Source organism: Robiginitalea aurantiaca, assembly GCF_030380815.1.
Taxonomy (GTDB): Bacteria; Bacteroidota; Bacteroidia; order Flavobacteriales; family Flavobacteriaceae; genus Robiginitalea; species Robiginitalea aurantiaca.
Window position 1 is genome coordinate 527,028 of the sequence record NZ_JAUDUY010000003.1, and the last position, 26,903, is coordinate 553,930.

The following is a 26,903-nucleotide window of genomic DNA, read 5'->3' on the forward strand; positions in this document are numbered from 1 at the left end:
TTAGGCTGTTGCCACAGGTCAGCGTTGTATTGGCGTGGAATGCAATTGCTGTAGTTTCCATTGCCCGTTTTCTTTTACCGCAATCGCGCTTTCCAGCCATTGTGCCGTACCCAGGGTATCGGACCCCTGAACCCAGGTCCCGTAATTCTGATAGGCTACCCAGATGTTTCCCGGACTCTGGACAGCTTTAACGTATTTGAAGCGGTTTAGTCTTTGGTACTTCCCTTCCAGCATTCGTTTTTGTTCGTCCAGCAAATAATTGGCAATAGAATCATTGTTCCATACCATGCCAGCTTCAAGCAGGATAAAATCCTCTGTGTGAAAAGTTTTGATGCGCGAAGTGTCTAACTCAGACCAGATGCCTTCGAAGGAAGACTCAATCAGTCGTTTTACGGAGTCAATTTCTGATGGGTTTGCAATTGCAGCAATCTCATCCTGCGGTTGGGATTCCGCTTTGGTGCCGGTTTCACAGGCAGAAAAAAGAATAGCGATCAGTAAAGTGGGAAGGAATTTCATAGGGTTCTTCATATAAAAGAGGCTCATTTCCTTTTTCATTCTCATAAGCGATCTTAACTACTCAATCGTTTTGTTTTTGAAGGCATCAATTTTCATCCCACATATTTTTGGCGTGTTCCCTGGGATAACAAGGTATTACGTACAATTAAAGCAACCGGGAATAAATTTCAAACAAATGGCTGGTGTAAAAAAAAGGGCGCATTAGCGCCCTTTTCCAAATGCTGTTCAGATTATTTCTAATTCGGAATGCTAATCGTTACTTTATCGACGTAACCTGTGAATTCCGATTCTTCTACATCCTGGAATACCAAATCGGCCACCTGGGTAGCGTCATCTTTTCCGACATCTGCGGTCTCGTCAGCAGAAAATACTGCGGGTATCGTTTTTTCCACCCTACCCTCTGCGACCAATTCGCCGTCCACAAATATTTTGGCAGTACCGCCTTTGCCAATGCCGTCACCGTCGTAGTCGAACTGTAATTTTATTTCTGCTTTGTCCGCTTTGATCGCACTAGGTGCACTAATCGTAAAGCGTTCAAGTCCGAAATAGTTATACGTGTAAGCGGGCTTCCCCTTATCCATGTAGAGTGCCCAGCCACCGAACTTGCCGCCCTGACAAAGGATAATTCCCTTGTCCCTGCCCTCCAGGGAAACCTCTGCTACGATCGTTTTGGAAGTGTTTTTTACATTTAAAAACGTATTTTCTAAAATACCTTCCATGCCCTGTGCCAGGGTAAGTGTTTTGCGGTCTCCCATGAGATCCGGGCGACCTGCAATCTTCGCATTGAATCTTTCATACAACCTGTCATCCAAAGGATAGACATTGTTTTCAATGGCTTCTTTTTCAAATAAATCCTGCATCTCCTGTAGCTTTTCGGGATTGGCTTCTGCAAGGTTGTTTACAAGACTAAAGTCTTCATCAATGTTATAGAGTTCCCATTTTTCATCTGCAAAGGCAGCCCTTGGTTTACCCACCCAGGGAACCATATGAACAACCCGTGCCAACCAACCATCACTATAAATGGCACGGTTTCCGAACATTTCAAAGTACTGGACTTTATGCCTGTCTTCTGCATCCGAATTATCCACCGCATAAAGCATACTCACGCCATCCATAGGAATTTGTTCCACGCCGTTTATCGATTTAGCTTCAGGCAACTTGGCCGCTTCTAAAACTGTGGAGGCTACATCGTTAACATGGTGCCATTGGTCCCGTATTTCTCCTTTCGCCTCAAAACCATTTGGCCAGTGCATGACCATTCCGTTTCGGGTTCCCCCGAAATCCGCAGCCATTTGTTTGGTCCATTTAAAGGGCGCGTCTGTTGCTACCGCCCAGGCTGCTGACATATGTGGAAATGAATTTGGGCCTCCCCAATCATCCGCATGTTCCAACATGCTTTCAACGGTTTCTTCGTCAAAAATCCCATTGAGGTGAACCAATTCATTATAAGTCCCCTCAAGGCCGCCTTCAGCACTCGATCCATTGTCTCCCATAATGTAGATAAATAAGGTATTGTCAAGTACGCCTACCTCATCAATGGCATCGACCAGTCTTCCTACTTCATTATCCGTGTGTTCCGCAAATCCGGCAAATGTTTCCATCTGAATAGCAAATAAGCGCTTTTCATCAGGTCCCAGGGATTCCCAATCCTTAATATCCGAAGGCATTGGCGCCAATTGAGCGTTTTCTGGAATGACACCCATCTCTTTTTGGCGGGCGAATGTTTCTTCCCGAAGTTTTAACCATCCTGCGTCAAATCTGCCTTTGTATTTTTCTATCCATTCATCTGGGGCATGATGCGGGGCATGGGTTGCCCCGGTGGCGTAATAGACCATAAATGGTTTTTCAGGGGTCATGGCCTGTTGGAACTTAACCCACTCTATGGCCTCATTGGTCATGTCCGTTGTGAAGTGGTAATCGGGATCGTCTTTTTTCAACACTTTGGTGACTCCATCGAAGATCACAGGATCCCATTGATTTGTTTCCCCTCCGATAAATCCATAAAACTTATCGAAGCCAGAGTTGGTAGGCCATCTCGTGTAAGGTCCGGACACAGAAACTTCCCATGTAGCTGTTTCATGCCATTTTCCAAAAGCAGCTGTGCTATAGCCATTTTGTTTTAAGGTCTCCGCAAAATATTTTGCGTTGTCCGGACGGATCCCCTGATTCCCATAAAATCCTGTAGCTACCTCCATTACAGATCCCACGTTTACGTTGTGGTGATTCCTTCCCGATAGCAAAGAGGCCCGGGTGGGTGAACAGAGTGCCGTCGTGTGAAAACGGTTAAACCGTAATCCATTATCTGCCAATTTATCAAACGTCGGCGTATTGATAGCTCCGCCAAAGGTGCTTGTAGCTCCAAATCCGATGTCGTCGATTAATACAACCACGATGTTCGGCGCACCTTCGGGGGCATCCACTACAAATGGGTCTGGTTTTACCGCATCCCTGGCGTCCATAACGGTGATGGGGTCGTGAGGTGGGGGTTGAATCGGTAAGACTGTACGATCCATTTCATATGTTCCGGACGCAATATTTTTCTCCTGTTCGGTTGATGTATTGCAACTATACAATACACCAACTATCAAGCATAATCGAATCAGAATTGTTTTCATGTCCTTTGTAATTGGAAGGTTATAGGTAAATGTGTGTTTCGGATATTTTTGCGCCTTTTTTCAAGCGTATAGAAAGTCGTGAATCCTTTACAAGCTTCTAAGAATGAGAAAAGTTACGAATAAAAAGCTGCTTTTGCCTATAACCACCGTATTTACTTTCCATACTACATACGTACAAAATTATAAAAGGCTAGTACTTCAAGCCGTGGTATAGGTGAATGGTTGCGGAATAGACCATTGGCCGTCGAACTATCCGTCCGGTTGCCTAAGCTTTTGAAACTTCAACCCTCGCTTCCTGAATGGCACCGCCCCTTCCCATATCGGTGAGCAAATCATCGGTCAGGGCATTGGCGGATGAACCGCCTTTTAGTCGGGAAGGCCAGAACCCATGGGGCATACAGACAACCCCTTCGGTTACTTTTTTGCTTACCCGCGCGTTTATCAGGACCTCCCCCCTCTGATTGAAAACCTTCAGCGGATCCCCATCGCTAATACCCCGCCTGGAGGCATCCCCGGGGTGGATCTCCAAATAGAATGTACCTTCTTTTTCAAGGATATGTGCCACGTTTGCGTGGCTGCTGTTCAGAAGGTATTTAGGGGTTTTCAGTGTCAGCAATTGAAGGGGGTATTGCTTCGAATCCGCCTCGCTGTAAAGGTGGGGAATATAATCTGGAACGGCTTGTGCCAGGTTCGGGTCATAAAAATGGCACTTGCCGGAAGGGGTTTTGAAGTTCCCGGAAGCATGGGGCATCCATTTTGCAGGCAGGTTGAGCTTTTGACCCCCTTCTTTTCTCAGGGACTCAAAGGATATTCCTTTCATGTATTCGTGATTGCTGTCCAGGACATTCTTTACAATGTCGAGATCGGACAGGTACAGGTATTCCTCCTGAAAGCCCATTTCCCTTGCCAACAAGCGGAATAATTCTGAGTTGGGTTTCGATTCTCCAAGGGGTTTCAGGGCGGGTTCATTGAGATTTAAATAAGGGGTACCCCAGGAGCTTAGGATATCCCAATTCTCCAGAACGCTGGTGGCCGGAAAAATGTAATCGGCATAGCGGGCCGTGTCAGTCATAAAATGTTCGGATACCACAGTGAGTAGATCCGGTCTGCTAAGCCCTTTGCGCACCAAATTCTGATTTGGGGTCGTAACGGCCGGGTTCGAGTTAAAGACAAACAGGGCATCTATTGATGGGTTTAGGTCGCTGTTGTTCAAGGCTTTCCCCAACTTGATCATATTGATGGATCGGGTGGTTTGCTCAGATAGGGAAGGGGGGAGGTTTGCGCTTTCCCAATTGAGGGCTTCACCAAAAAGCTCATAAGTCATGTGCATCAGTCCCCCGCCGAAATGACGCCACGCCCCGGTCAGTGCGGGAAGCATGGCTACTGCCCGAAAGGCACTCGCCCCATTTACCTGATGCTCCATCCCAATGAGGACCCGGATCACAGAAGGGGTTGCCGCTGCGTATTCCCGGGCGAATTCAATAATGAGATCCTTTTCCAGCCCCGTAATTGCAGCAACTTTTTCAGGGGTGTACTTCTGAACGTGCGCCTTTAATTCAGCAATTCCAGTGGTATAACGGTCGATATAATCCTGGTCCTGGAGATTTTCCGCTAAAATCACATGCATTAACCCCAGCGCAAGCGCAGTGTCTGTCCCGGGAAGGGGTTGGATATGCCAGTCTGCCTCCTGGGAAGTTTCAGATTGAAAAGGATCCACAGTGATGATTTTCGCCCCGCTCCTTTTGGCTTTCAGAATAAAGGGCCAAAGATGCTGATTGGAACGGATGGGGTTGGTGCCCCATAAAACAATGTATCTGCTGTGAACAATATCTTCGGGCAACACTCCGGTAGTTTGTCCATTTGTTGCAAGCACTCCTGCCACAGCAGCATTTCCGCATATCGTTCGCTCCAATTGACTCGCACCGATATGGGCGAAGAAACGGTTGGGGATGGCTTTGCCCTGTACCAAACCCTGATTGCCGCCAAAACTGTAGGGAAGGATGGCCTCGCCCCCTTTTTGGCCGATGATTTTTCGAAGTCTGCCGGCTACTTCACCAATGGCCTGGTCCCAGCTGATTTTTACAAAGGTTCCGCTCCCTTTCGGGCCATTTCGCTTCAGGGGCGATAAAATCCGATCGGGATGGAAGGTCACATCCTCCGGAAATCGGGCCATTTTAGCACATAGATTTCCTGCGGTATACGGATTGTCTGCACTTGCTGCAAATTCCGTGACCTTATCGCCCTTTGTGGTTACTTTCCAACTACAGCGGTCTGGACAATCGTGATAGCAGGCCCCAAATACGGTTTTTGAATTTTCGCTATTAACACAGCCCGACAAGGCAGGTAGGGACGCCAGGCTGATCGCCGCGGCACTTTTCGCACTGATCTCAATAAATTCCCTGCGCGCAATTCCGGTTTTTTTCTCTGAATCCATATGTGTCTGGTTGTAGCCCCTTCAATTGGCGGTTGCCTTAAATATACCCATTCTATGGAATTTACCCTGGGGTAGGGCCTCCGGCCAATCGGTTCAATGATGTTGTTTGGACAGGGATGCGGATGAGGTCTCTATACAGACAGGCTTTATGTCAATCCGGCTGTATTCATAAAGTAGCCCATTAGGGCTTGTCTTCTAAAATCCTACGTTGTTTATGGTCTTTTGTCTGTTTCCAGGATGGAATACCCAAAATTGTCTGCCCACCCGGATTTTAACGGCAGAATTTTTCGGGCCCGGCCTTCCCGTATCATTCCGGCTTTTTCCAGTACGCTGATCGAGCCGATATTGTCAACCGCGCACCCGGCTTCTATCCGGTGTAAATGGAGTGTTTCAAATCCAAAACGTATTACCGCTTTTAAGGCTTCGGTCGCATAGCCCCTTTTCCAATGATTTTTGTGGATCTTAAACCAAACCTCTCCCCGCTGGTATTTTTTAGTCCCCAGCTTAAGGCCAAAGAGTCCTATAAATGCCTTATTCGATTTGTGTTCTATGACAAAGGTGTAATTCTCAATCTCAGGCAATTTGGTTGCCGCAATCCAGGACTCAATAATGGATCTGGTCACCGTAATATCTTCCGGTATCCCCAAAGCATTGAATTGATCTGTTTCAGGGAGGGAGTGTAATTCATGTACCGGTTCCAGATCCGAAAGCTCAATGAATCTTAAAACCAGTCTTTCCGTTGAGATTTGCATTTCGGATTCGTTATAATCTATCCACAGACGGGATATGGAATTAAATATAGTAAATATCGGCAGCCCTTATTGTAAACGTTACTGGACGTTCCGGCTGCAATTGCCTTGAACTGAAGAAGGCTCAGTCCAACAGTTTATGCATGGTATTCCTATTTGGGCTGCAATCCTAAATGGTTTTCCATGAAGCTATTTGTTTCCCTTTTAACTGATTCGAGATCTTTTGATGTAATATAGGAGGTCATTACGTGGGCGCCAACCTCAGGGAAAGCCATTTTCCTTTTTTTATCATTCGGTGTCCCGAGGTGTTCAAACATGTTGAGCATGGCCGGGACGGACACTGTACTGTCCTGATGGATCTCATCTTTATAGTAGTATCCCAAAAACACAGGCTGCTGAACACCTTCAAAAGTCTCTTCAGTCATGGTTTCATCCATAAGCACCTGAAGTTGAGACAAGGCCTCCACCCGGTACCTGGTGGTCCAATATTTTTGATCCGCTTCCGAAGGGTTGTCGAACTCATGGTAATCCCCTCCCTTGACCCATTTGGCCAGTGGCACGCCCCAATGCCAGGTCAATATCCTGGCATTGGAGTCAAAAATCTCAATATTCGGGGAGTACAGGAGAAGGCCTGCTATATCCGGGTCTCCCCCGGCCAGATACAATGCCAGTGTGCCCCCTGTAGAAGTGGCCATTACAATCACCTTTTCCCCGAGTTGTTTCCCCACCGCAATGGCCTCTTTGGCCGAAGCCAGCAATTTATCGGCGGTGAGTGTCAGCATGGGTTCATCCTCGACCAATCCATGGCCGGCCAATCGGGGCAGGTATAAATTGCAGCCATAGCGTTTGGCCGTCTCCAGATGAAGCGGGTCGCCTTCTTCCTGACTTGCGGACCATCCATGTAAATAAACGATGCTGTATGGGGTTTTTCCGGGTATACTGTCTGCCCAGATAATTCGGGCTTCATTATCGGGTTTTATATTGGGTATTGCCGCTTCGTGCATGACAATTTCCTGTTCCAGTTCTGCCAGATCTGATGGGACACTGGGCATGGTTTTGTCAAAGGTAGGGGTGTCCACTTTTGGACCTAACATATATACGATTAGCAATAATCCCGCAAGGAGAAGAAGAAACTTTAAAATCTTTCGAATCATAAGCCAATTGAAATGATTACTAAAGGTACTGTTTTCAGTGCCTGTTTAAAATAATTCCGGCTTTATCCGGAAAAAACCAGAACAGGGGGTGTAATACAATTCGTCGGGGCGTTTCAAAAGTATGGTCTTTACCTTTCCTCTAAAGTTCAAGCAAGTTTGGCTTTTCTGTTACGGAAAGTTTCTTCCTATTTGGCAATTGCTTTACAAAGGGACTGGATTGCTTTTCGCGCGGAACGCGAAAAGCGGCCTTGGGGGAGGCTCACTAGTAAAGCCGTCCTGGCTCTGCCAGGTTGCGGCTTTTTCTGGTCCAATCCCCGAACAAGTTCGGTCATGTCCCATAAAAAAAGCCGCTAACTGTGGTTAACGGCTTTACTAGTAGCGGGGACTGGACTCGAACCAGCGACCTTCGGGTTATGAGCCCGACGAGCTACCTACTGCTCTACCCCGCGATGTGGACGGCAAATATACGACGGTTTATTGATTTATTCAATACCCTTCCGGGATATAATTTTGGGAGAGGTCCAGGGATTTTATGAAAATCCCTACCTTCGATCTCATTAGCGTAGCCAATGGAGGTCATCGACCAGTTTCTTTCCAATCTTATACCATATGCGGAGTGGGCGATGCTCATTATGGTTGTTGGTGGCGGCTTATTTCTGGCCGTATACTCCAGGTTCCGGCCTTATCGCTATTTCCGGCACGCCATTGGAATAACCGCAGGAAAATACGACGATCCGGATGACCCGGGTGAAGTTAGCCACCTGCAGGCCTTGTCTTCTGCAGTGGCAGCAACCGTTGGGCTTGGAAATATTTCGGGAGTGGCCATTGCCATTTATATGGGAGGCCCCGGAGTTATCTTCTGGATCTGGATGACGGCAATAATAGGAATGTGCATCAAATTCTATTCCTGCAGCCTGGCCATTATGTACCGGCATACGGATGCTACAGGGAATCTGCAGGGTGGCCCAATGTATTACATCACACAGGGAATCGGGCCTCGGGCCAGACCCCTTGCCGTCTTTTTTAGTATTGCAGGCCTGGTCGGGTTTTTGGGCGTATTTACCGTAAACCAGTTTACCCAGACCTTTATGAATGTCGTGGACCCGGATACGACCCTGGCTGCCCTCGGGGAATTCAACTGGAAGCTGATCATAGGTATTGCCCTTTCCATCATCACGTCCTTTGTAATCTTCGGGGGGCTTCAAAAAATTGCCCGTGTCGCAACGGCCATTGTTCCCTTTATGGTACTGCTATACTTTGTGGCGGTTTTGATCATTATGGTCAATAATGCCGGGGAAATATTTCCGGCCCTGAAACTCATCGTTACCGAGGCTTTTAATTTTAAAACTGCTTTTACCGGAGGGTTCTGGGGACTTGTGATCCTAGGGGTAAGACGGGCTGTTTTTTCAAACGAGGCCGGCTTGGGAAGTGCACCCATGTACCACGGACAGTCCAAAACCAAAGAACCCATTCAGGAAGGGCTCGTATCCATGTTGGGGCCCTTTATCGATACCATCGTCGTCTGCACCCTTACCGCAATTGTAATCCTATTGAGCGGGGCGTATCTGGAGGCTGAAAGCAATGGGATCCTGATGACCCTGATCGCCTTTAAAAAGTCCCTTTTCGGATATGGAGATGTGCTCCTGATGCTTGTGGTAAGTGCCTTTGCGCTCTCCACCTTGTTTACCTATTCCTATTACGGGGTGAAGTGTTTGTCCTTTCTCACAAACCCAAAAATTGGCAAATATTTTAATTACTACTACGTCGCTACCATTACCTTTGCAGCCGTGGCCTCTGTGGACCTTGTGATCAACCTGATCGATTTGGCTTACGCACTGATGTGTATACCCAATATGCTGGCGGTCCTGTACCTTGCTCCAAGAGTAAACCGCGAGATGAAACGTTATTTTGCCCAATTAAAAGATGAGCGCACATAAATCTGGTTTTGTAAATATTATCGGCAACCCGAATGTGGGGAAGTCTACCCTTATGAACGCCCTGGTAGGGGAGCGACTTTCTATTATCACCTCCAAGGCGCAGACTACCCGTCATCGGATCCTGGGTATTGTCAACGGGGAAGATTTTCAAATGGTTATTTCAGATACTCCAGGAATAATCAAACCCGCCTATGCACTTCAGGAATCCATGATGGATTTTGTGCGGACAGCCCTTGATGATGCCGATGTTTTGCTCTATATGGTGGAAATAGGCGAGAAGGGTTTGAAGGAAGAGCGCTTTCTGGAGAAGATACGGCATAGCAAGGCCCCGGTGCTTTTACTCATTAATAAGATTGACACTACAGACCAGCAACAATTGGAAACGCAGGTGGCCTACTGGAAGGATTTGTTGCCCAAAGCGGAAATCTTTCCAATCTCGGCCCTTGAACGTTTTAACATCCAACCGGTTTTTGACCGGATTCTGGAATTACTGCCGGAAGGCCCCGCTTTTTTTGATAAAGATCAACTGACCGATAGACCTGAACGGTTTTTTGTAAGCGAGGTTATACGTGAAAAGATCCTGAAACACTACAAAAAGGAGATTCCTTATTCTGTGGAAATCGAAGTGGAACGTTTTGAAGAGTCCGAAGAACTGATCCGTATCGGTGCCGTGATCATGGTCGAACGCGATTCGCAGAAGGGGATTATTATTGGGCATAAAGGCAGTGCGCTTAAACGCGTCGGCTCTGAAGCCCGGAAGGATCTCGAGGTCTTTTTTGATAAAAAAGTGTTTCTCGAACTATTTGTCAAGGTGAATAAAAACTGGCGTAGCGATACCCGGCAATTGAGGCGTTTCGGGTATAACTCCAAATAATTACGCTTTCAACGCATTTTGATAAAACCGGTAAAGCTGGTGCATCTGTGGTTTCCCTTTAGCACGACCCGCACGGCCGAAGGCGTAGAAGGCAAACCAGATTACAAGCATGGCCGCCATTCCCCCGATTAATACCCCATAGGGTCTGCCAAGCGATGCGCTGGTGTACGCCCAGATCCCCAGGATGATAAAGAGGGTCGCAACTCCAAAATGCAGAAACATAAAGAAGGTCCATAAGGTTGGGTTTGGCCCGTAGAGTCCATAAACCTTACACCCGCCCTGTTCCTCATCCAGGACTTCCAGCTGTAATTGAGGCGACCAGAAATGCCGCTCTGAATCATTAAACCTGATAAATACATGGTCGTCCATCCGTTTGACCAGGATGGGGTTTTCGGCTGATTTCTCCAGGCGCATCAGTACAACGGACGCCACCTCGTCCAGCGAATCCTGAAACCTGGGCCGCAATACGATTTCATTTGGAAGGTCAATGAGTGAGTGCTTTTCCATACGAGGTTTCAGGGCTTCATCCGTGCTAAAGATGCTCTTTTGTTACAGAATTTGACAAACCGATCACAGAGATCAATAGAATTTTCTATATTTGGAATATCGATGAACGGTATCATTTTATCGATGAAATGCACACTTAATGAAAAACATTCTCGTTTTTGGCGCTTCCGGACATGGCAGTGTGGTTCTTGATATCCTTGAAAAAAGCAAGGAATTCAGACCTGTAGGGTTTGTGGATTCCTATATTAAGAAAGGTACTAAAAAATACGGATATGAAGTTTTGGGAAGCGAATTTGACCTACTTCATCTTATAGAGCGCCATAGAATTTTCGGCGGCGTGGTAGCGATAGGTGATAACTGGACTCGTCGGAGACTCGTCCAATTAATTCAAAGGATGGTACCTGGTTTTATTTTTATAAACGCGGTTCATCCATCTGCCATCCTCGGCAGGAATGTGTTTTTGGGCCATGGTAACGTCATAATGCCCAGGGTAGTGATCAATGCAAATTCATCCATTGGTGACCACTGTATCCTAAATACGGGGGCCACCTTGGATCATGATGGAATTATGGATGAATTCTCCAGTCTTGCACCGGGGGTATCCTGTGGTGGAAATTTCTACCTGGGACAATGTTCAGCAGTTTGCCTTGGGGCGAACGTAATTGAAAGTATTCATATAGGTTCTCAAAGTGTAGTTGGAGCTGGATCGCTGGTTATCGATGATATCCCTGATCGGGTTGTGGTTTTTGGAAGTCCGGCCCGTATTATTCGAAGTCGTATGGAAGGAGAACCTTACCTGGGAGGTGGCAAAGATGAAAGTGCCTTCCAATCACGTCTGAACTTTACTGCTTAAAGTCTTTCTCCGACACCGAAGTACCCCTTAATATCTGCAGGTAAACACTACCTTTGTGGCCAAATCTAGAATATGTCTGGAATCGTAGCTATCGTGGGAAGGCCCAATGTCGGCAAATCCACCCTCTTTAATCGGATGATACAGAGGCGGGAGGCCATTGTGGATTCTGTGAGCGGGGTCACCCGTGACCGACATTACGGCAAAAGTGACTGGAACGGCAAGGAATTTTCCCTTATCGATACGGGGGGGTATGTTGTGGGCAGCGAAGATGTTTTTGAAAAGGAAATCGACCGTCAGGTAGAACTGGCCATAGCCGAAGCGGATGCCATTTTTTTTATGGTAGATGCGGAGACGGGCATTACCGGGATGGATGAGGATGTTGCCCGCCTGCTTCGCAAGGTAGAAAAACCGGTATTTCTGGTCGTCAACAAAGTGGACAATGCGAAACGGCGGGAAGACGCTGTCGAGTTTTACAATCTGGGCCTTGGGGAAATCTATCCGATCTCCAGTATAAACGGCAGTGGCACGGGAGAACTCCTCGATGCCCTGGCCCTTGTTTTGCCGGATGCTGCGCTCCCTGAGGACGATCTCCCCCGCTTTGCGGTTGTGGGTCGGCCCAATGCAGGTAAATCTTCTTTTATAAATGCCCTCTTAGGGGAGGAAAGGTATATTGTCACCGATGTCGCCGGAACTACCCGGGACAGTATTGACACTACCTATAACCGATTCGGGTTTGATTTTAAGCTCGTGGATACAGCAGGAATTCGTCGAAAGGCCAAGGTGAAGGAGGATTTGGAGTTCTACTCGGTCATGCGCTCGGTCAGAACTATTGAGCATTCGGATGTCTGTCTTCTGCTGCTCGATGCAACCCGGGGTTTCGACGGACAGGTACAGAACATATTCTGGCTGGCCCAACGGAACAATAAAGGAATTGTCATTCTGGTCAACAAATGGGATCTGGTAGAGAAGGATACGGATTCTGTAAAGGAGTTTACAAGACACATCAAAGAGGTCATTTCACCTTTTACGGATGTACCCATCGTATTTATTTCTGTGAAGAATAAGCAGCGGGTCCTCAAGGCGCTGGAAACGGCCGTGGAGGTTTACCACAATCGAGCCCGGCGTGTTCCGACCAGCAAACTGAACGACATTATGCTGCCGATCATAGAAAGGAGGCCGCCTCCTTCCTTAAAAGGCAAATACGTCAAGATCAAGTTCTGTACGCAGTTGCCAACAAACTACCCTCAGTTTGCATTTTTCTGTAACCTGCCTCAGTACGTAAAGGATCCCTATAAGCGTTTTTTGGAGAATCAAATCCGGGAGCACTTTGATTTTACAGGTGTCCCCATAAGTATATTTATGCGTAAGAAATAAAGGCAGGACCGCTCTGGAATTTTGGGAACATGCGGACTGTCCCTGCGGTTGATGTAATATTCATGCAGACTCCTGGTATCAGGTTAATAAACCTTTTTTTAAAATCCCGGGACCTTTACATAAAGTGAAGGGTTTTCTGCCTGACCTTTCAATGAAGGTGTTACCATCCTCCTGAGGCACCGCCACCGCCAAAACCGCCACCGCCAAAGCCACCGCCAAAGCCGCCTCCACCAAAGCCACCACCGCTGCCAAAGCCACCGCCGGAGCCACCGGAACGTCCCATATTGCTGAGGATGATCATGTCCCAAATATCGAGACCCCGTCCTTTGCGACCGCGGTTTCCTCCGCCTCCCCTTTTATTACGGGAAGCGAGGATGATAATGATGATGATAAAAATGATAAAAGGAAGCATAGCTCCGAATGGGAATCCCTGATCGGAATTCACTTTCGGGGGAGTGGTAAACTGTCCGGTGAGTACCTGAAAAATAGCGTCAGCGCCCTTATCGAGGCCGGCGTAATAATCACCACCTCGGAATTCGGGGATAATAATCGTTTCGATAATACGCTTCGAAAGGGCATCGGTCAGGAATTCCTCGACCCCATAGCCTGTATTAATCGCAATCCTTCGGTCATCACGTGCCAGGAGGATCAGGATTCCATTATCTTCTTTTTCCTGTCCGATTCCCCAGGCCTCTCCCCATTGGGCACCCAGATATTGTATGTTTTCGCCCTCAGTAGAACTGATAATGGCCATGACAATCTGTGTAGAGGTGCTGTCCGAATACCGGATAAGCTTCTGCTCCAGGCTCGATTTCTGCCCTGCGTCCAGCAAACCAATATAATCGTATACACTGGTCTGTTGTGTGAGCGGCGGTTTTGGCGGGATTTCATATTGGGCACTGGCCGGTAAAACCAGCAGCAAAAAAATAATAATTGGTGCGGCTTTAGCCTTTAGAAATCTCATTGGTCAATTCATTTGTATCCTCTGGATTCCAAGGAAAATGCGCATGTAATTCCTTCCCGGCATTGAGGATGCCGGCAATAATTCCTTCTTTGAAGGCCCCTTTTTTAAAATGCAACTGAATCTGATCGCGTGTACTATCCCAGAAATTTTCGGGTACCACTGCACATATACCACGATCTCCGCAAATCGCAAACTGGTGGTCGTGGACGGCGATATAGAGCAATACCCCATTCAGATTCCGTGTATTGTCCATTTTGAGTTCATGGAATAACACCTTGGCCCGTTCCATGGGGTCGGTACCGGTGCCATTCTCGATATGAACCCTGATTTCCCCTGAAGTATCCTGCTCCGCTTCGCGGATTGCCTGGATGATCTCCTGCTCTTCCGAAGCACTGAGGAACCGTTCTACTTCGCTCATGGGGAAACTGCTAATTGTTGAAATCGAATTCTACATCAGGGGCATTTTCAGATCCGGGATCTGATTGATAACGAGACATCTCCTCAAATCCAAACCAGCCGGCTAGAATTTTATTCGGGAATTTCGTGGTGTGTATGTCATAAACATTGACCGCCTCATTGTACCTGGATCGGGCTACATTAATCCGGTTCTCAGTAGACTCCAACTGGGACTGTAGTTCCAGAAAATTCTGATTGGCCTTAAGGTCGGGATAGCGCTCCACAGTGACAAGCAGTCGCGAGAGGGCAGAAGAAAGACCTCCCTGTGCCTGCTGAAAGGCAGCCAGATTCTCAGCTGTCAGATTCTCGGGATTGATGGTTGTTGAAGTTGCTTTGGCCCGCGCTTCAATGACATCCGTAAGGGTTCCCCTTTCGAAGTCAGCAGCGCCCTGAACGGTCTTGACGAGGTTCCCGATAAGGTCGTTACGCCTCTGGTATGCCGTTTCCACATTTGACCATGCCGTTTTCGCATTTGCTTCATATTCCACGGCCGTATTATTGAAACCTACCGCCCATTGGTAAAAGCCGATTCCTACTACCAGTATGACTATCAGCGGAATTAACCATTTTTTCATAATGTTCTGAATTAAAAAGTGTGTTGCTAAATCGTTTAAAGTTGTTCCTTGATTTTTATCAGTTCCGCTTTTACCCACTCCAGTTTTCGAATAATATCGTAGGTATCCATGCTTTTCTGACGATTCTCCTTTAGGTGGAGCTTTGCACCCTCCAGGGTGAAACCACGCTCTTTGACCAGATGATAGATCAATTCGAGATTTTGAATGTCCCTCGGAGTGAATTTGCGATTCCCCTTTGCGTTTTTCTTTGGTTGAAGGACATCGAATTCCTTCTCCCAGAAGCGGATCAGGGAAGTGTTCACATCAAAGGCCCTGGCTACCTCGCCAATGCCGTAATATCGCTTTTCCGGTAGGTCTACTTGCATTAATCCAAGGATTGGTTTTCCTGACTGGCATACTTGAGCATATTCTCAAATTCTTCGGCCGTTAAACTGCCGTAGTAAAAGTTAATCGGATTGATGCGTTCACCGTCTTTCCAAACCTCATAGTGGAGGTGTGGGGCTTCTGAACGCCCAGTGCTTCCGACAAATCCGATGAGGTCTCCGCGCCGGACCTCCTGTCCTCTTTTTACATTATACCGGCTCAGGTGTGCGTAAATGGTCATGTACCCATATCCGTGCTCAATCCGTATGTGCTTTCCGTAGCCCGAGGCCCGGTTGTCCGCCCGTGTGATTTTCCCATCTCCGGTAGCATAAATAGGGGTACCCCTTGGGGCGGTGAAATCCATACCCCAGTGCATCTTGCGCGCCTTGGTAAAAGGGTCAGAACGCCAGCCAAAGCCTGAAGCCATCCGGGTCAGTTCGGCATTGTTTACGGGCTGGATGGCGGGGATGGATGCCAATAATTTTTCCTTTTCCGCAGCAAGTTTTGTGATTTCGTCCAGCGATCGCGACTGAATAACCATTTGTTTCTGGATGATCTCCATTCGCTTTGTGGTTTCGATAATCATATCCGAATTATTGAAACCCTCCAGGGATTTGTACCGGTTTACCCCACCGAATCCAGCTCTTCGCTGCTCTTCGGGAATTGGATTTGCTTCAAAATAAATGCGATAAATATTGTTGTCCCGCTCTTCAATATTGGCAAGGACCTCATCCATTTGCTGCATTTTGCGATCTAAAATCTCAAATTGCAGTTCATAGTTTTTTACCTCACGCTGAAGGGAAAGCTCTTTTGGGGTATTTAGGATATTTACATTGAGCAATAGGAGTAAGCCAAGGAATCCGGAAAGTATCGAGCCCGCTGAGAACAGGAGAATGTTCCGGATTTTTTTCGACTTTTTAGGTTCGATTTTCCGGTAGGACAAAGTGTCCGGATCGTAATAGTACTTCACCTTAGTCATATAGGTAATTTATCCTATTTTTGTGCGGTTCCATCCGCTTTAGACAAATATAGAAATTGTTTGGCACAAAATCTGAACTTTAAATAAAGCCTGTATCCCAAATGACTTCCAGTGAAATACGCAATCGGTTCCTGACATTTTTCAGTGAAAAAGATCACCGAATCGTCCCGTCTGCACCAATGGTGATGAAGAATGATCCCACCTTGATGTTTACCAATGCGGGTATGAATCAATTCAAGGAGTATTTTCTCGGGGTCAATACCCCCCAGTACCGCCGGGTTGCGGATACTCAGAAATGCCTGAGGGTAAGCGGTAAACACAACGATCTGGAGGAGGTCGGCCACGACACCTACCACCACACCATGTTCGAGATGCTCGGGAACTGGAGTTTCGGGGATTACTTTAAAAAGGAAGCCATTTCCTGGGCCTGGGAGTTTCTTACAGAGGAATGCGACATCGCTCCGGATCGCCTCTACGCGACCGTATTTGAAGGAAGTAAGGATGGGGACAATCTGCAGCTCGATCAGGAAGCCTATGATATCTGGAAGGAGATTCTTCCCAAAGAACGCATCCTGATGGGTTCTAAAAAGGATAATTTCTGGGAAATGGGAGATCAGGGCCCGGCTGGACCCTGCTCGGAAATCCATGTGGATATCCGTCCGGATGAGGAACGAAAGAAAGTTCCGGGGGCAAGCCTGGTCAATATGGATCACCCCGAGGTCGTAGAAGTTTGGAATCTCGTGTTTATACAGTTTAACCGTAAAGCGAACGGTACACTCGAGCCGCTTCCGGAACGCCATATCGATACAGGGATGGGCTTTGAGCGTCTTTGCATGGTCTTGCAGGGTGTGAGGTCCACTTATGATACGGATTTGTTCAGGCCCCTCACCGATGGCATCGAACTGATTTCGAAATACCTCTACGGAAAGTCCAGTGAATCCGATGTGGCCATTCGCGTCATTGTAGATCATATCCGGGCAGTTTCCTTTGCCATTGCCGACGGACAACTACCCGGGAATACGGGTGCGGGTTATGTAATCCGGAGAATCCTCAGGCGCGCCATCAGATATGGGTTTACCTTTTTGAAAATTAAGGAACCCTTTATGCATTATCTGGTGAAAGTGCTGGTTCGCACCATGGGGGAGGCCTATCCGGAACTAAAAGACCAGCAGCAATTGATCGAGAACGTGATCAGGGAAGAAGAGCTTTCTTTTCTTAAGACCCTCGAGCAGGGACTTTCTCGACTTGAGCAAATCCTGTCAGGGACCAAAGGCAAAACAATGGACGGAGAAAAGGCCTTCGAACTCTATGACACCTTTGGATTTCCGATTGACCTTACCTCTCTAATCCTTAGCGAACGGGGGTACTCCCTGGATGAAGCCGGGTTTCGCAAGGCCATGGAGGCACAGAAATCCCGATCAAAGGCCGCTTCGGAGGTTTCACGTGAAGACTGGGTGGTCCTCGCTGAAGGGGACACCACGGAATTCCTCGGATACGATCAGTTGGAGGCAGATATTCATATCCGCAAGTACAGGCGTGTGGATACCAAAAAGGAAGGGGTCTTATATCAACTGGTATTTGACCGCACTCCTTTCTACCCCGAAGGTGGCGGACAGGTAGGGGATAAGGGTTACCTGAAAACGGGAGACGGGGAATTATTCTATATAGAGGATACCCGCAAAGAGAACAATGAAATCCTGCATTTTACTAAAACGCTTCCAAAGGACCTCAAAGACAGTTATACGGCCATCGTCGATGAGAAACAGCGAATGCGAACGGCGCGTAATCATTCGGCTACCCACCTGCTCCACCAGGGTTTGAGATTGGTTCTCGGGGATCACGTCGAGCAGAAAGGATCGGCTGTGCATTCCAAATACCTGAGGTTTGATTTTTCTCATTTTGGAAAAATGACCGAAGAAGAACTTTGGCTTGTGGAGCAATTTGTCAATGGTCGGATCCGCGCGCGGATCCCGCTTGAAGAACAGCGGGAAATCCCTATGCAACAAGCGATTGACGAAGGCGCAATTGCGCTTTTCGGAGAGAAATACGGGGATCGGGTACGGACTGTTCGATTTGGAAAGTCCATTGAGCTTTGTGGAGGTACCCATGTAGAAAACACGGCTGATATCTGGCATTTCAAGATAGTTTCAGAAGGAGCTATAGCCGCGGGAATTCGCAGGATTGAAGCCATAACTTCTGATGCGGTTCAGGCCTATTACGACAAAAACGACAAGACGCTCGAAGAGATTAAGGGCCTTTTGAGGAATACCTCGGATCCCGTATCGGCCGTTTCCAGTTTGCAGGATGAGAACGCCGGCCTTAAAAAAGAGCTTGAACTACTGGTTCGCGAGAAATCGCGGTTTATCATGGAAGATCTCAAAGGTCAGGTTAAAGAGGTTGACGGCCTCAAATTCCTGGCGACACGTGTAGATTTGGAGGCGGGGGCGATAAAGGACCTGGCCTTCCAGCTCGGATCCGCTTACGATGATCTGTTCTTATTGCTCGCATCTGACCGGGGGGGGAAAGCGGTCCTCAGCTGCTATATTTCCAAGGAATTGGCAAAAGCGCGTGGTCTGGATGCCGGTAAAATTGTAAGGGAACTCGGCAAACATATCAAAGGCGGAGGCGGTGGGCAACCGTTCTTCGCTACGGCCGGTGGAAAAGACCCTTCCGGAATCCCCAAAGCCCTGGAGGCTGCAACAGCATTCCTGGCTGCGGATTAAACAGACTCGGATGAAATGGCGAACAGAAGTTGAGGTTGTTAAAGGATCCCGTCCTATTGGCTATAAGGACCAGGTACTTGTTTTAGGTTCTTGTTTCGCAAATCAATTAGGGGAAAAACTGGACTATTACCAGTTCAGGCATCTGGCCAACCCGTTCGGCGTCCTCTTTCATCCAATTCCCATGGAGCGGCTGCTTCGCAGGTCCTTAGAAGGAAAACAATTTACTGAAGCAGACCTCTTTGAAAACGAACAGGTTTGGAGATCCCTGGAGGCCCACTCCAGATTGGCTCAAACTTCAAAAAAGCACACTTTGGATGGAATGAACCAGGCTCTGTTATCCCTGCGGGACAGCCTTCGTAATTCATCCCACCTGGTCTTCACCCTGGGCACTGCATTTGCATTCAGGCATCAGAGGACCAATATCCTGGCAGCCAACTGTCACAAGCTGCCTCAGAAGGAGTTTAGGCGTGAACTTACACCTGTTTCTGAGTTAATACGATCTCTGGAGTCCACGGTTTCGATGGTACAGGAAATCAACAATTCGTGCCATATCCTGTTTACGGTTTCCCCGGTGCGCCATATCCGGGATGGCCTTGTGGAAAATCAGCGGAGCAAAGCACACCTGCTAACGGCAGTCCACGAGGTGGTCGATGCAAATCGAATTCACTATTTTCCAGCCTACGAACTGCTAATGGATGATTTGCGGGATTATCGATTTTACAACAGGGATCTGATTCATCCTTCGGAGCAGGCCGTGGATTACGTATGGGAAAAATTTATGGACTCCTGGATAGATCAGGAGGCATTGCCGGTGATGCAACGGGTAACATCGATTCGGAAACAACTCGGACACCGTGTGCTCAATCAGGGATCAGATTCAGTGTCTGAATCCGGGGATGCGCTTCGGCAAAAAGCAAATGAACTGAAGGAGGAATACCCTTTTATCCATTTTGATCTATGAGAAGAGTTATTGTAGGTTTTGTAGTCTGTCTGGCCCTTGTTTTGGTATATCGTTCCTGCCAGTGGTCCGAAAATACCCGGGAAGGGGTCACCTCTGAATCCGCGCTCATTGCCTCGCAGATCGAACAGGTTTCCAAGTTGGTGGTTACGGAAGGACATTTTTCCGAGGTCTTTAGTTACGCGGACAGCCGGGAGCTTTTCGGCCCTTTTTTTACAGCGGATAAGCGGGCTCTGGTCGTGGTTAATGCAAGGGTTACCGTGAGTTATGACCTGAGTGAGCTGTCCTATCGCATCGATTCGCTGAACAAAACCCTCTATATTGAGGACATCCCGGAACCGGAGATCCGAATTGACCCGGATATCGAGTATTACGATGTCAGTGCGGATTACTTTAACCCTTTTGAAGCAGAGGACTACAACAAGGTCAAGTCCAGAGTGATTGCCTCAATTTCAAAAAAAGTCCAGATGTCTACCCTGGAAAGCAATGCCCGTAATCGACTCCTGAGCGAATTGGCTGATTTCTATGTCCTTACACGGTCTTTGGGCTGGACGCTGGTATATCAGGACCAAAAACTGGAATCCCTGCCTTTCGGGGAACTCCTTCTGGATTAGGAACCTTCCCCGGGTTGACTCAAAGAACTACTTTGCTGTCGTCTATTAAAGAGATGCCGCCATCGATAAGGTGGCCTACTTCCGGCCGGCGAAGTTTAACCGCTTCCAGATGTTGAAGTATCTCACTGGCAAAGTCCTCGTTCATATCAGCTTTTGCCAATTCATAGATTTCAATGGATAACAACCAGTCATCCGGATGCTTGGATTTCAGTTCCTGAAAAACTTTGTTCCGTGAAATCGTCGTATTGGTCCCTTCGCGGAACCCACGAATCTGTCCAAAAAGCCTTTCGAGCTGTTCCCGTTTCGTATCCCGCTCAACCTTTATGGTTGTTTCTTCAGGTACATGGCTGACCAGATTAAAACTGCTCAGGTCCGCCGGACCGTTAAAGGCCGATACAATTTTTTCTCCAACAGCCATATGATAAAGACCCCAGTCCGGCTGGAATAAAATTTCATCCTTATGGCTTACGGTACAGTCCTTGAAAGTGATCAGTATGATTTCTCCCCTCAGGTTTCGGGTTCCTGTTATGATCTCCCCCTGAATGCGAATCCCACCCTCAAATTCGAGTTCAACACGCTCTCCTTCATAGATGTTATAGGCTTTCAGGTCTCGGGGGCTCATATCTTCAATGGCCAGGTTTATGCCTTTGAGCTTCCCTATCGGAGTACCAAATCCATCAGGATGAAAAGCGGTACTGTGACCGATAAGTTCTTTTTCCCGGTATGCCAGGGCTGTGGGGCCTGAAGTCATCAGGTAAGCGGGTTTGCCTTCAAAAGAGATGGCGCGCGAGAATATTCCTGAAATTTGGAGCCCCGTGCTTAACTCTACAGTTCCAAGGGCCTGAGAATCGACTAGTTTGTTAAGCCCGTCCAGTCCACCTCTTCTCAGGGCCATGGTATTGGCAAACTCCTCAAGGACCTGACTCAAAAAGGCAAAGTCGGGCGTGACAAAAAGTTGAGGTTGTGGCTTGGTGATATCGAATGAAGTATGGGCGGCTTCTATAGAATAGGGGATTTTCGAAACCTTATCGGTCATACACCAGCTGCTCTCCCCAATGGAAGACAAGAGACCTGCACCGTAAATCTTCGGCGCTTCGGGGGATCCGATTAAACCGTATTCCACGGTCCACCAGTGCAGGTTTCGAATAAGGGCCATCTCGCTGGGCGGCCCCATGTTTTTCTGGAGTTTATCAATCCGATTTTCAGCTTCCTTAATGGCTTCTTCCGAAGTCCCGGGAGCCTCCTTGATAATCGAGAGGTGGCGAACTGCCTCGTAGAGTTCGTAGTCCTTAGCACTTGAAATGGCCTTACACCCGATTTCTCCGAAGCGCCTGAGGTATTCTGCGTATTCGGGATTCGCAATAATCGGGGCATGCCCAGCGCCTTCATGGATGATGTCTGGGGCAGGAGTATATTCAATATGATCTAATTGTCGGATGTCGGAAGCGATCACCAGCACGTTGTAGGCCTGAAATTCCATAAAGGCGGCCGGGGGAATAAAGCCGTCAACGGCAACTGCCGCCCACCCAATTTCTTTGAGAATCCGGTTCATCCCATACATGTTGGGGATGTGCTCAATCGAGATACCGGTTTTCTGAAGGCCGGTCAGGTAAGATTTATGGGCCACCTGGCTGAGGTAGTCTACATTCTTGCGCATTACATAACGCCAAACGGCCTGGTCCACTGGGGAATAATCCTCGTAATTCTGTGGTTTGATATACTGCTGCAGGTGGGTGGGCAGTCGATCCAGGATCGGATTGCTTTCGTATCGCATAAAACACTTTTTGTAACGACCTAAAGATACAAATTCGGCAGCAGAACGTCCCGCCGCACAAAAGAAAACCCCCGACTGCATCAGGGGTTGTAATTTTTACAGCCGACTATCGGGAAGCGATGATTTCCGGGGGGTAGGCTTCCATTATTTTGGAGACGAATTCCCGGATCCGCGCCTCTTTTTTCTCAATATTGCTCGTATTGCCGAGGGTTCCCTGACCCCGTCCCTGCCAGATCAGTTCTTTCTGGCGGGTATCGATCAAATCGATATACAGCGCTCCTTCTGTACTGGTGCTTACGCTGGGCCCCCAGCCATAGCCCCATCCAGGCCCCCAGCCCCATCCGGGACCGTACCCCCAGCCCCAGGCGCCACCCCAGCCATAGCCCCAGCCTACGTTGTTGTAGACATCTACCCGTTCCTTCTCGGTGGTAAAAATACTCACCAACAGGTCCGGGTCTTCGGACTTGACAAAACCTTTCAGCGCCATCTCATCCTCTATAGCTCTGAGGATTCTCCGCTTATCCAAATCTGAGATCTGTGCGCGGTCAATCCCGGTTTTATAAAAGGCATAAGTCTTATAATTGGCAAATGTGGCGGTCTGGTCGTAATCTGTCAGGACATCAACAGAGGAACAACCCCCCAGGAAAAGTCCGAGGACCAGCAACAGCATTGGAAGTCTGAAAAATGAATTCATAGGGCGATGGATTGGCGTTACTAAATTACCTTTTTTACCTCAAAATCTATGCCGAAAAACCTATTTCGGCCGCCGTTGCGTTTTTGGATCAAAGCCATATGGACAATGCCTGCAGCCGCTTTCACAACAATAACCCCGTTTTAGAAGGTATTGGGCCGTGAAAACCCGGTATCCCTCCGGAGTCCAGTAGAAATCCCCTTCTTCAAGCGGAATATTTTTTTGCATGGGTAGCGTGAATTCTTCAGGTTCTTTGGAAGTTCAAAAATACGTGAAATGCATAAAAAAGCGGTTTTCCCTTTGTCGCAGATCCGGTAGTTTATCCAACATCCCTTTCACCTGGGCGAATTCAAAACAGATTAAGCAATATATTTGCAGGGACACGTTTTACAGCAGATGATTCTGGTATTCCGACATTTATTCTATCGCAGTTACGTGGGCCTTGGCCTGTGGCCGTTTATCATTTTACGAAGTAAGGCGTTGAAATCCGATAAGGCGCTTATCAATCACGAGCGAATTCACCTCAGGCAACAAGCTGAACTCTTTCTGGTGTTTTTTTATATTTTCTATCTCGTGGAATGGCTTCTAAAGAGTTTGTACTATCTGGATTTTTACCGGGCGTATCGGAATATCAGCTTTGAGCGCGAGGCTTACATGGAAGAACAAAACCTGCAATACCTGCAGGAGCGAAAGCCTTATCAGGCTTTGAAATACCTCTTTGTAAATCCAATATCATCATAAAGTGGAAGCGGATTCAGTGCAGGTTCATTTGCCGATTCTCAAACAACACCAAATCGGGCTGCACATCAAAAGGGAAGATCTGCTTTTTCCAAATCTCTCCGGAAACAAATACCGAAAGCTAAAATACAACCTTGAAAATGCCAGAGCTCAGGGGTACAAAACCCTGGTTACCTTTGGAGGGGCTTACTCAAATCACCTCCATGCTACGGCTGCGGCGGGTAGGCAATACGGGTTTCAGACCATTGGTTTTGTGCGGGGGGCCGAACTCGGAGCGAAACCGCTTAACCCGACCCTGACCCAGGCCAGGGATTGGGGAATGCAGCTCAGATTCCTCAGCAGGCAGGACTACAGGCTCAAGGCTGAACCGGATTTTCTGAAATCTCTTGAGCGGGATTTAGGACCGGTATACGTACTCCCGGAAGGGGGTACAAATGAACTAGCTGTCAAAGGATGTGCAGAGATTCTCGGAGCCTCAGATGATGCCTTTACCCATATTTGTTGTCCGGTAGGAACAGGGGGCACGCTTGCAGGACTCGTCCGATCGGCGGATCAGCAACAGCGCGTTCTGGGATTTCCGGCACTTCGGGCGGCTGACTTTGAAGCAGCCCTTAAAAAATGGATTCCGCAGACCAATTGGTCTCTTGTTTCCCAGTATCATTTTGGCGGATATGGTAAAATCACCAACGAACTGATTTCCTTTATCAATGATTTCAAAGCACAAACAGGGATTCCCCTGGATCCCGTCTATACAGGAAAAATGGTTTTCGGAATTATTCAGGAAATCGGCCTTAGCCTCCTGCCTGCGGGTAGTAAGATACTCGCTATCCACACCGGAGGGCTTCAGGGAATTGCCGGGATGAATATGCAATTGAAGAAAAAGAACTTACCTTTGTTGCATCTATGAGACGGATTATTGGGATAGCAGGCCTTTCATTGCTGGTACTCACCGGCTGTATTTCCAAGAAAAAAACGACCTATGCCAACAAATCGGGAAAGGCGGAAAAATCATCGAAGGCCAAGGAAAAATCTTCAGAAAAGGCAGCTGAAGCTGCTGACACTTTTGTTTTTATAGAGGTGGATTCGCCGGAGGAATACATCCGGACTTTTGCACCCCTGGCACAGTCGGAAATGCGGACCCATGGCATCCCTGCGAGTATTAAGCTCGCCCAGGGATTGCTCGAAAGCGGTTTTGGCAGGGGTGAGCTCGCCAGAAAGACAAATAATCACTTTGGGATCAAATGCCACGTAGGCTGGGAAGGGGATTACGAGCGGCATGATGACGACGAGCGGGATGAATGTTTCCGCAGGTATAACCACCCCATGTATTCTTACCGGGATCACAGTCTATTTCTAACTACCCGATCCAGATATGGTTCCCTTTTTGACTTACCCCAGGACAACTATAAGGCATGGGCCCGGGGTTTGAAAAAGGCGGGTTACGCCACCGACCGCCGGTATCCCGAGAAACTCATTGAACTTATCGAACGGTACGATCTTGATCAATACGATGCCGAGGTCCTCGGTAAACGCTACAAGTCAGGCCGCAATACCTCCCTTAGCGGTTACAATTCCTACAGGGTTCAGGAAGGGGATACCCTGTATGCGATTTCAAGACGTCACTATGTCTCCGTGGAGGAATTAATGCGCCTCAACGGATTAAAATCCAATGAGATCTCCGTAGGGCAGGTCTTAAAAGTTCCATCACAAAAAGTAAAATAACACTATGCGATATGAACGCAGCAGCGCATTATTCCGCGCTGCCTATAATGTATTACCGGGAGGGGTCAATTCGCCGGTCCGTGCCTTTCAGGCCGTTGGGGGTACCCCTGTTTTTGTAAAGGAAGCCAAGGGCGCTTATTTTATCGATGAAGACGGGAATCGCTTTGTAGACTTTATCGCTTCCTGGGGGCCATTGCTTTTTGGCCATGCCTTTGAACCGGTATTGGAGGCAGTAATCGAGAGGACGCGCAAGGGGACGTCATTTGGAATGCCAACCGCCCTTGAGACGGAACTCGCGGAGAAGGTCATTTCCATGGTGCCAAATGTGGAAAAAGTACGCTTTGTCAATAGTGGTACTGAGGCGTGTATGAGCGCCGTACGCCTGGCCCGTGGATATACCGGTCGCGATAAAATCATAAAGTTTGCGGGGTGCTACCACGGGCATGCCGATGCCTTCCTGATTCAGGCGGGTAGTGGGGCGGTTACCTTTGGAAGCCCGAACAGTCCGGGTGTAACCCCAGGGACCGCAAAGGATACCCTTCTGGCCACATATAACGACCTTGAGAGTGTCGAAACGCTGGTCTCGGCAAATACCGGAGAAATCGCCGCATTTATCCTTGAGCCGGTGGCCGGGAATATGGGGTGTATCCCACCTGAAAAAGGATTTCTGGAAGGTCTGAGGGAACTTTGCACCCGTAAGGGCATCGTCTTGATTTTCGATGAAGTAATGACCGGATTTCGGCTTGCCCCGGGCGGAGCTCAGGAGGCCCTGGGTATTCGGGCAGATATCGCTACGTTCGGTAAAGTCCTGGGAGGTGGTTTGCCGGTCGGGGCATTTGCTGCATCAAGGGAAATTATGCGTCATCTGGCCCCTGAAGGACCGGTTTACCAGGCTGGAACCCTAAGCGGGAATCCACTTGCGATGGGAGCAGGGCTTGCAATGCTCACTGCCATTGAGAAAGATCCTGAAGTGTTTACCCGCCTGGAACAAAAAACGGCTTACCTGCATAAAGGCCTCGAAAAGGCACTCGATTCCAAAGATGTGCCGGTTCAAATCAATCGATTTGGTTCGATGATCTCAGTTCATTTTACAGATGCCAAAGTCCGGGATTTTGAATCTGCGGCCAAAGGGAATAACGATTACTTTAAAACCTATTTTCACGGAATGCTGGACCGGGGGGTGTACCTTCCGCCAAGTGCATTTGAGAGCTATTTTCTCAACGACGCCCTTTCCTACGAGGATCTCGATCTGGCGATTGAGGCGGCTTCTCAAAGCATGGGTTAACTCTCGAGGATACTACGGTAACAGAAATAAAAAAGCAGGACCTGGTCC

General features: G+C 48.1%; 25 protein-coding genes and 1 tRNA gene. 11 read left to right on the forward strand and 15 right to left on the reverse strand.

Translation table 11 applies throughout. From position 1 onward, the window contains the following. Positions 1-18: 18 nt before the first annotated feature. The 6 genes from QU605_RS08790 to QU605_RS08815 all read right to left on the reverse strand — a co-directional run bounded on the left by QU605_RS08790 (position 19) and on the right by QU605_RS08815 (position 7,917). The gene (locus QU605_RS08790; RefSeq protein ID WP_289724915.1) at positions 19-555 is read right to left on the reverse strand and encodes a hypothetical protein; all 537 of its coding nucleotides are present in this window, start codon (positions 553-555) and stop codon (positions 19-21) included. A 197-nt stretch (positions 556-752) separates the two neighbouring features. Continuing rightward, entirely contained in the window at positions 753-3,029 is a 2,277-nt protein-coding gene (locus QU605_RS08795; protein WP_289724916.1) for an arylsulfatase, read from the reverse strand. A 367-nt stretch (positions 3,030-3,396) separates the two neighbouring features. Further along, positions 3,397-5,565, reverse strand: coding sequence for a molybdopterin-containing oxidoreductase family protein (locus QU605_RS08800; protein WP_289724917.1), 2,169 nt, complete (start codon positions 5,563-5,565; stop codon positions 3,397-3,399). A 212-nt stretch (positions 5,566-5,777) separates the two neighbouring features. Next, positions 5,778-6,317: a GNAT family N-acetyltransferase gene (locus QU605_RS08805; protein ID WP_289724918.1), complete on the reverse strand. Its 540-nt coding sequence runs from the start codon at positions 6,315-6,317 to the stop codon at positions 5,778-5,780. A gap of 149 nt (positions 6,318-6,466) precedes the next feature. After that, positions 6,467-7,408: an alpha/beta hydrolase gene (locus tag QU605_RS08810; protein WP_289724919.1), complete on the reverse strand. Its 942-nt coding sequence runs from the start codon at positions 7,406-7,408 to the stop codon at positions 6,467-6,469. Between the two features lie 436 nt (positions 7,409-7,844). Then, a tRNA-Met gene (locus QU605_RS08815) sits at positions 7,845-7,917 on the reverse strand. A 120-nt stretch (positions 7,918-8,037) separates the two neighbouring features. On the opposite strand from QU605_RS08815, the gene QU605_RS08820 reads away from it, so the two are divergent. Continuing rightward, positions 8,038-9,405: an alanine/glycine:cation symporter family protein gene (locus QU605_RS08820; protein ID WP_289724920.1), complete on the forward strand. Its 1,368-nt coding sequence runs from the start codon at positions 8,038-8,040 to the stop codon at positions 9,403-9,405. Next, on the forward strand, positions 9,392-10,279 hold the full coding sequence (gene era, locus QU605_RS08825; protein ID WP_289724921.1) for a GTPase Era: 888 nt from the start codon (positions 9,392-9,394) through the stop codon (positions 10,277-10,279). The genes QU605_RS08820 and era overlap by 14 nt, the downstream gene beginning before the upstream one ends. Here the strand turns inward: era and QU605_RS08830 are convergent, their stop codons facing one another. Beyond that, the gene (locus QU605_RS08830) at positions 10,280-10,786 is read right to left on the reverse strand and encodes a GTP-binding protein (protein ID WP_289724922.1); all 507 of its coding nucleotides are present in this window, start codon (positions 10,784-10,786) and stop codon (positions 10,280-10,282) included. Positions 10,787-10,925: 139 nt separating this feature from the next. Between QU605_RS08830 and QU605_RS08835 the strand changes: the two genes are divergently transcribed. Both QU605_RS08835 and der read left to right on the forward strand, forming a co-directional pair. Then, positions 10,926-11,639, forward strand: a complete 714-nt coding sequence (locus QU605_RS08835; RefSeq protein ID WP_289724923.1) for an acetyltransferase — start codon at positions 10,926-10,928, stop codon at positions 11,637-11,639. Between the two features lie 72 nt (positions 11,640-11,711). Then, a complete protein-coding gene (der, locus tag QU605_RS08840) occupies positions 11,712-13,013 on the forward strand; it encodes a ribosome biogenesis GTPase Der (RefSeq protein WP_289724924.1) in 1,302 nt (433 codons plus the stop codon). A 160-nt stretch (positions 13,014-13,173) separates the two neighbouring features. Here the strand turns inward: der and QU605_RS08845 are convergent, their stop codons facing one another. Genes QU605_RS08845 through QU605_RS08865 form a run of 5 tightly spaced genes read right to left on the reverse strand, consistent with a single transcriptional unit; the run spans position 13,174 to position 16,350 of the window. Further along, entirely contained in the window at positions 13,174-13,977 is an 804-nt protein-coding gene (locus QU605_RS08845) for a TPM domain-containing protein (protein WP_289724925.1), read from the reverse strand. Continuing rightward, positions 13,958-14,395 carry a TPM domain-containing protein gene (locus tag QU605_RS08850; protein WP_289724926.1) on the reverse strand — a complete coding sequence of 146 codons (438 nt, stop codon included), beginning with the start codon at positions 14,393-14,395 and terminating at the stop codon, positions 13,958-13,960. The genes QU605_RS08845 and QU605_RS08850 overlap by 20 nt, the downstream gene beginning before the upstream one ends. Before the next feature lie 10 nt (positions 14,396-14,405). After that, on the reverse strand, positions 14,406-15,008 hold the full coding sequence (locus QU605_RS08855; protein ID WP_289724927.1) for a LemA family protein: 603 nt from the start codon (positions 15,006-15,008) through the stop codon (positions 14,406-14,408). Between the two features lie 35 nt (positions 15,009-15,043). Then, positions 15,044-15,373 carry a MerR family transcriptional regulator gene (locus QU605_RS08860; protein ID WP_289724928.1) on the reverse strand — a complete coding sequence of 110 codons (330 nt, stop codon included), beginning with the start codon at positions 15,371-15,373 and terminating at the stop codon, positions 15,044-15,046. Then, positions 15,373-16,350, reverse strand: a complete 978-nt coding sequence (locus QU605_RS08865; RefSeq protein WP_289724929.1) for a M23 family metallopeptidase — start codon at positions 16,348-16,350, stop codon at positions 15,373-15,375. Before QU605_RS08865 ends, QU605_RS08860 begins: the two co-directional genes overlap by 1 nt. A 101-nt stretch (positions 16,351-16,451) precedes the next feature. On the opposite strand from QU605_RS08865, the gene alaS reads away from it, so the two are divergent. Genes alaS through QU605_RS08880 form a run of 3 tightly spaced genes read left to right on the forward strand, consistent with a single transcriptional unit; the run spans position 16,452 to position 20,645 of the window. After that, positions 16,452-19,073, forward strand: coding sequence for an alanine--tRNA ligase (gene alaS, locus QU605_RS08870; RefSeq protein ID WP_289724930.1), 2,622 nt, complete (start codon positions 16,452-16,454; stop codon positions 19,071-19,073). 10 nt (positions 19,074-19,083) lie between these two features. After that, positions 19,084-20,034, forward strand: a complete 951-nt coding sequence (locus QU605_RS08875) for a GSCFA domain-containing protein (RefSeq protein ID WP_289724931.1) — start codon at positions 19,084-19,086, stop codon at positions 20,032-20,034. After that, a complete protein-coding gene (locus QU605_RS08880) occupies positions 20,031-20,645 on the forward strand; it encodes a DUF4230 domain-containing protein (protein ID WP_289724932.1) in 615 nt (204 codons plus the stop codon). The genes QU605_RS08875 and QU605_RS08880 overlap by 4 nt, the downstream gene beginning before the upstream one ends. Before the next feature lie 19 nt (positions 20,646-20,664). Here QU605_RS08880 and QU605_RS08885 read toward each other — a convergent pair whose 3' ends face one another. The 3 genes from QU605_RS08885 to QU605_RS08895 form a co-directional block, all read right to left on the reverse strand. Further along, complete coding sequence (locus QU605_RS08885) at positions 20,665-22,419, reverse strand: aromatic amino acid hydroxylase (protein ID WP_289724933.1); 1,755 nt, start codon at positions 22,417-22,419, stop codon at positions 20,665-20,667. Between the two features lie 106 nt (positions 22,420-22,525). Next, positions 22,526-23,113: a DUF4136 domain-containing protein gene (locus QU605_RS08890; RefSeq protein WP_289724934.1), complete on the reverse strand. Its 588-nt coding sequence runs from the start codon at positions 23,111-23,113 to the stop codon at positions 22,526-22,528. A 60-nt stretch (positions 23,114-23,173) separates the two neighbouring features. Then, positions 23,174-23,338: a C1orf53 family protein gene (locus QU605_RS08895; RefSeq protein WP_289724935.1), complete on the reverse strand. Its 165-nt coding sequence runs from the start codon at positions 23,336-23,338 to the stop codon at positions 23,174-23,176. A gap of 144 nt (positions 23,339-23,482) precedes the next feature. Here QU605_RS08895 and QU605_RS08900 point away from each other — a divergent pair, with 144 nt between their 5' ends. From QU605_RS08900 to hemL, 4 genes are read left to right on the forward strand one after another with little or no spacing between them, the layout of a single operon-like run. Next, positions 23,483-23,851: a hypothetical protein gene (locus QU605_RS08900; protein WP_353655882.1), complete on the forward strand. Its 369-nt coding sequence runs from the start codon at positions 23,483-23,485 to the stop codon at positions 23,849-23,851. Between the two features lies 1 nt (position 23,852). Next, positions 23,853-24,755, forward strand: a complete 903-nt coding sequence (locus QU605_RS08905) for a 1-aminocyclopropane-1-carboxylate deaminase/D-cysteine desulfhydrase (protein WP_289724936.1) — start codon at positions 23,853-23,855, stop codon at positions 24,753-24,755. Beyond that, complete coding sequence (locus QU605_RS08910; RefSeq protein ID WP_289724937.1) at positions 24,752-25,570, forward strand: glucosaminidase domain-containing protein; 819 nt, start codon at positions 24,752-24,754, stop codon at positions 25,568-25,570. Before QU605_RS08905 ends, QU605_RS08910 begins: the two co-directional genes overlap by 4 nt. A 4-nt stretch (positions 25,571-25,574) precedes the next feature. Continuing rightward, complete coding sequence (gene hemL, locus QU605_RS08915; protein WP_289724938.1) at positions 25,575-26,855, forward strand: glutamate-1-semialdehyde 2,1-aminomutase; 1,281 nt, start codon at positions 25,575-25,577, stop codon at positions 26,853-26,855. Positions 26,856-26,903 lie beyond the last annotated feature (48 nt).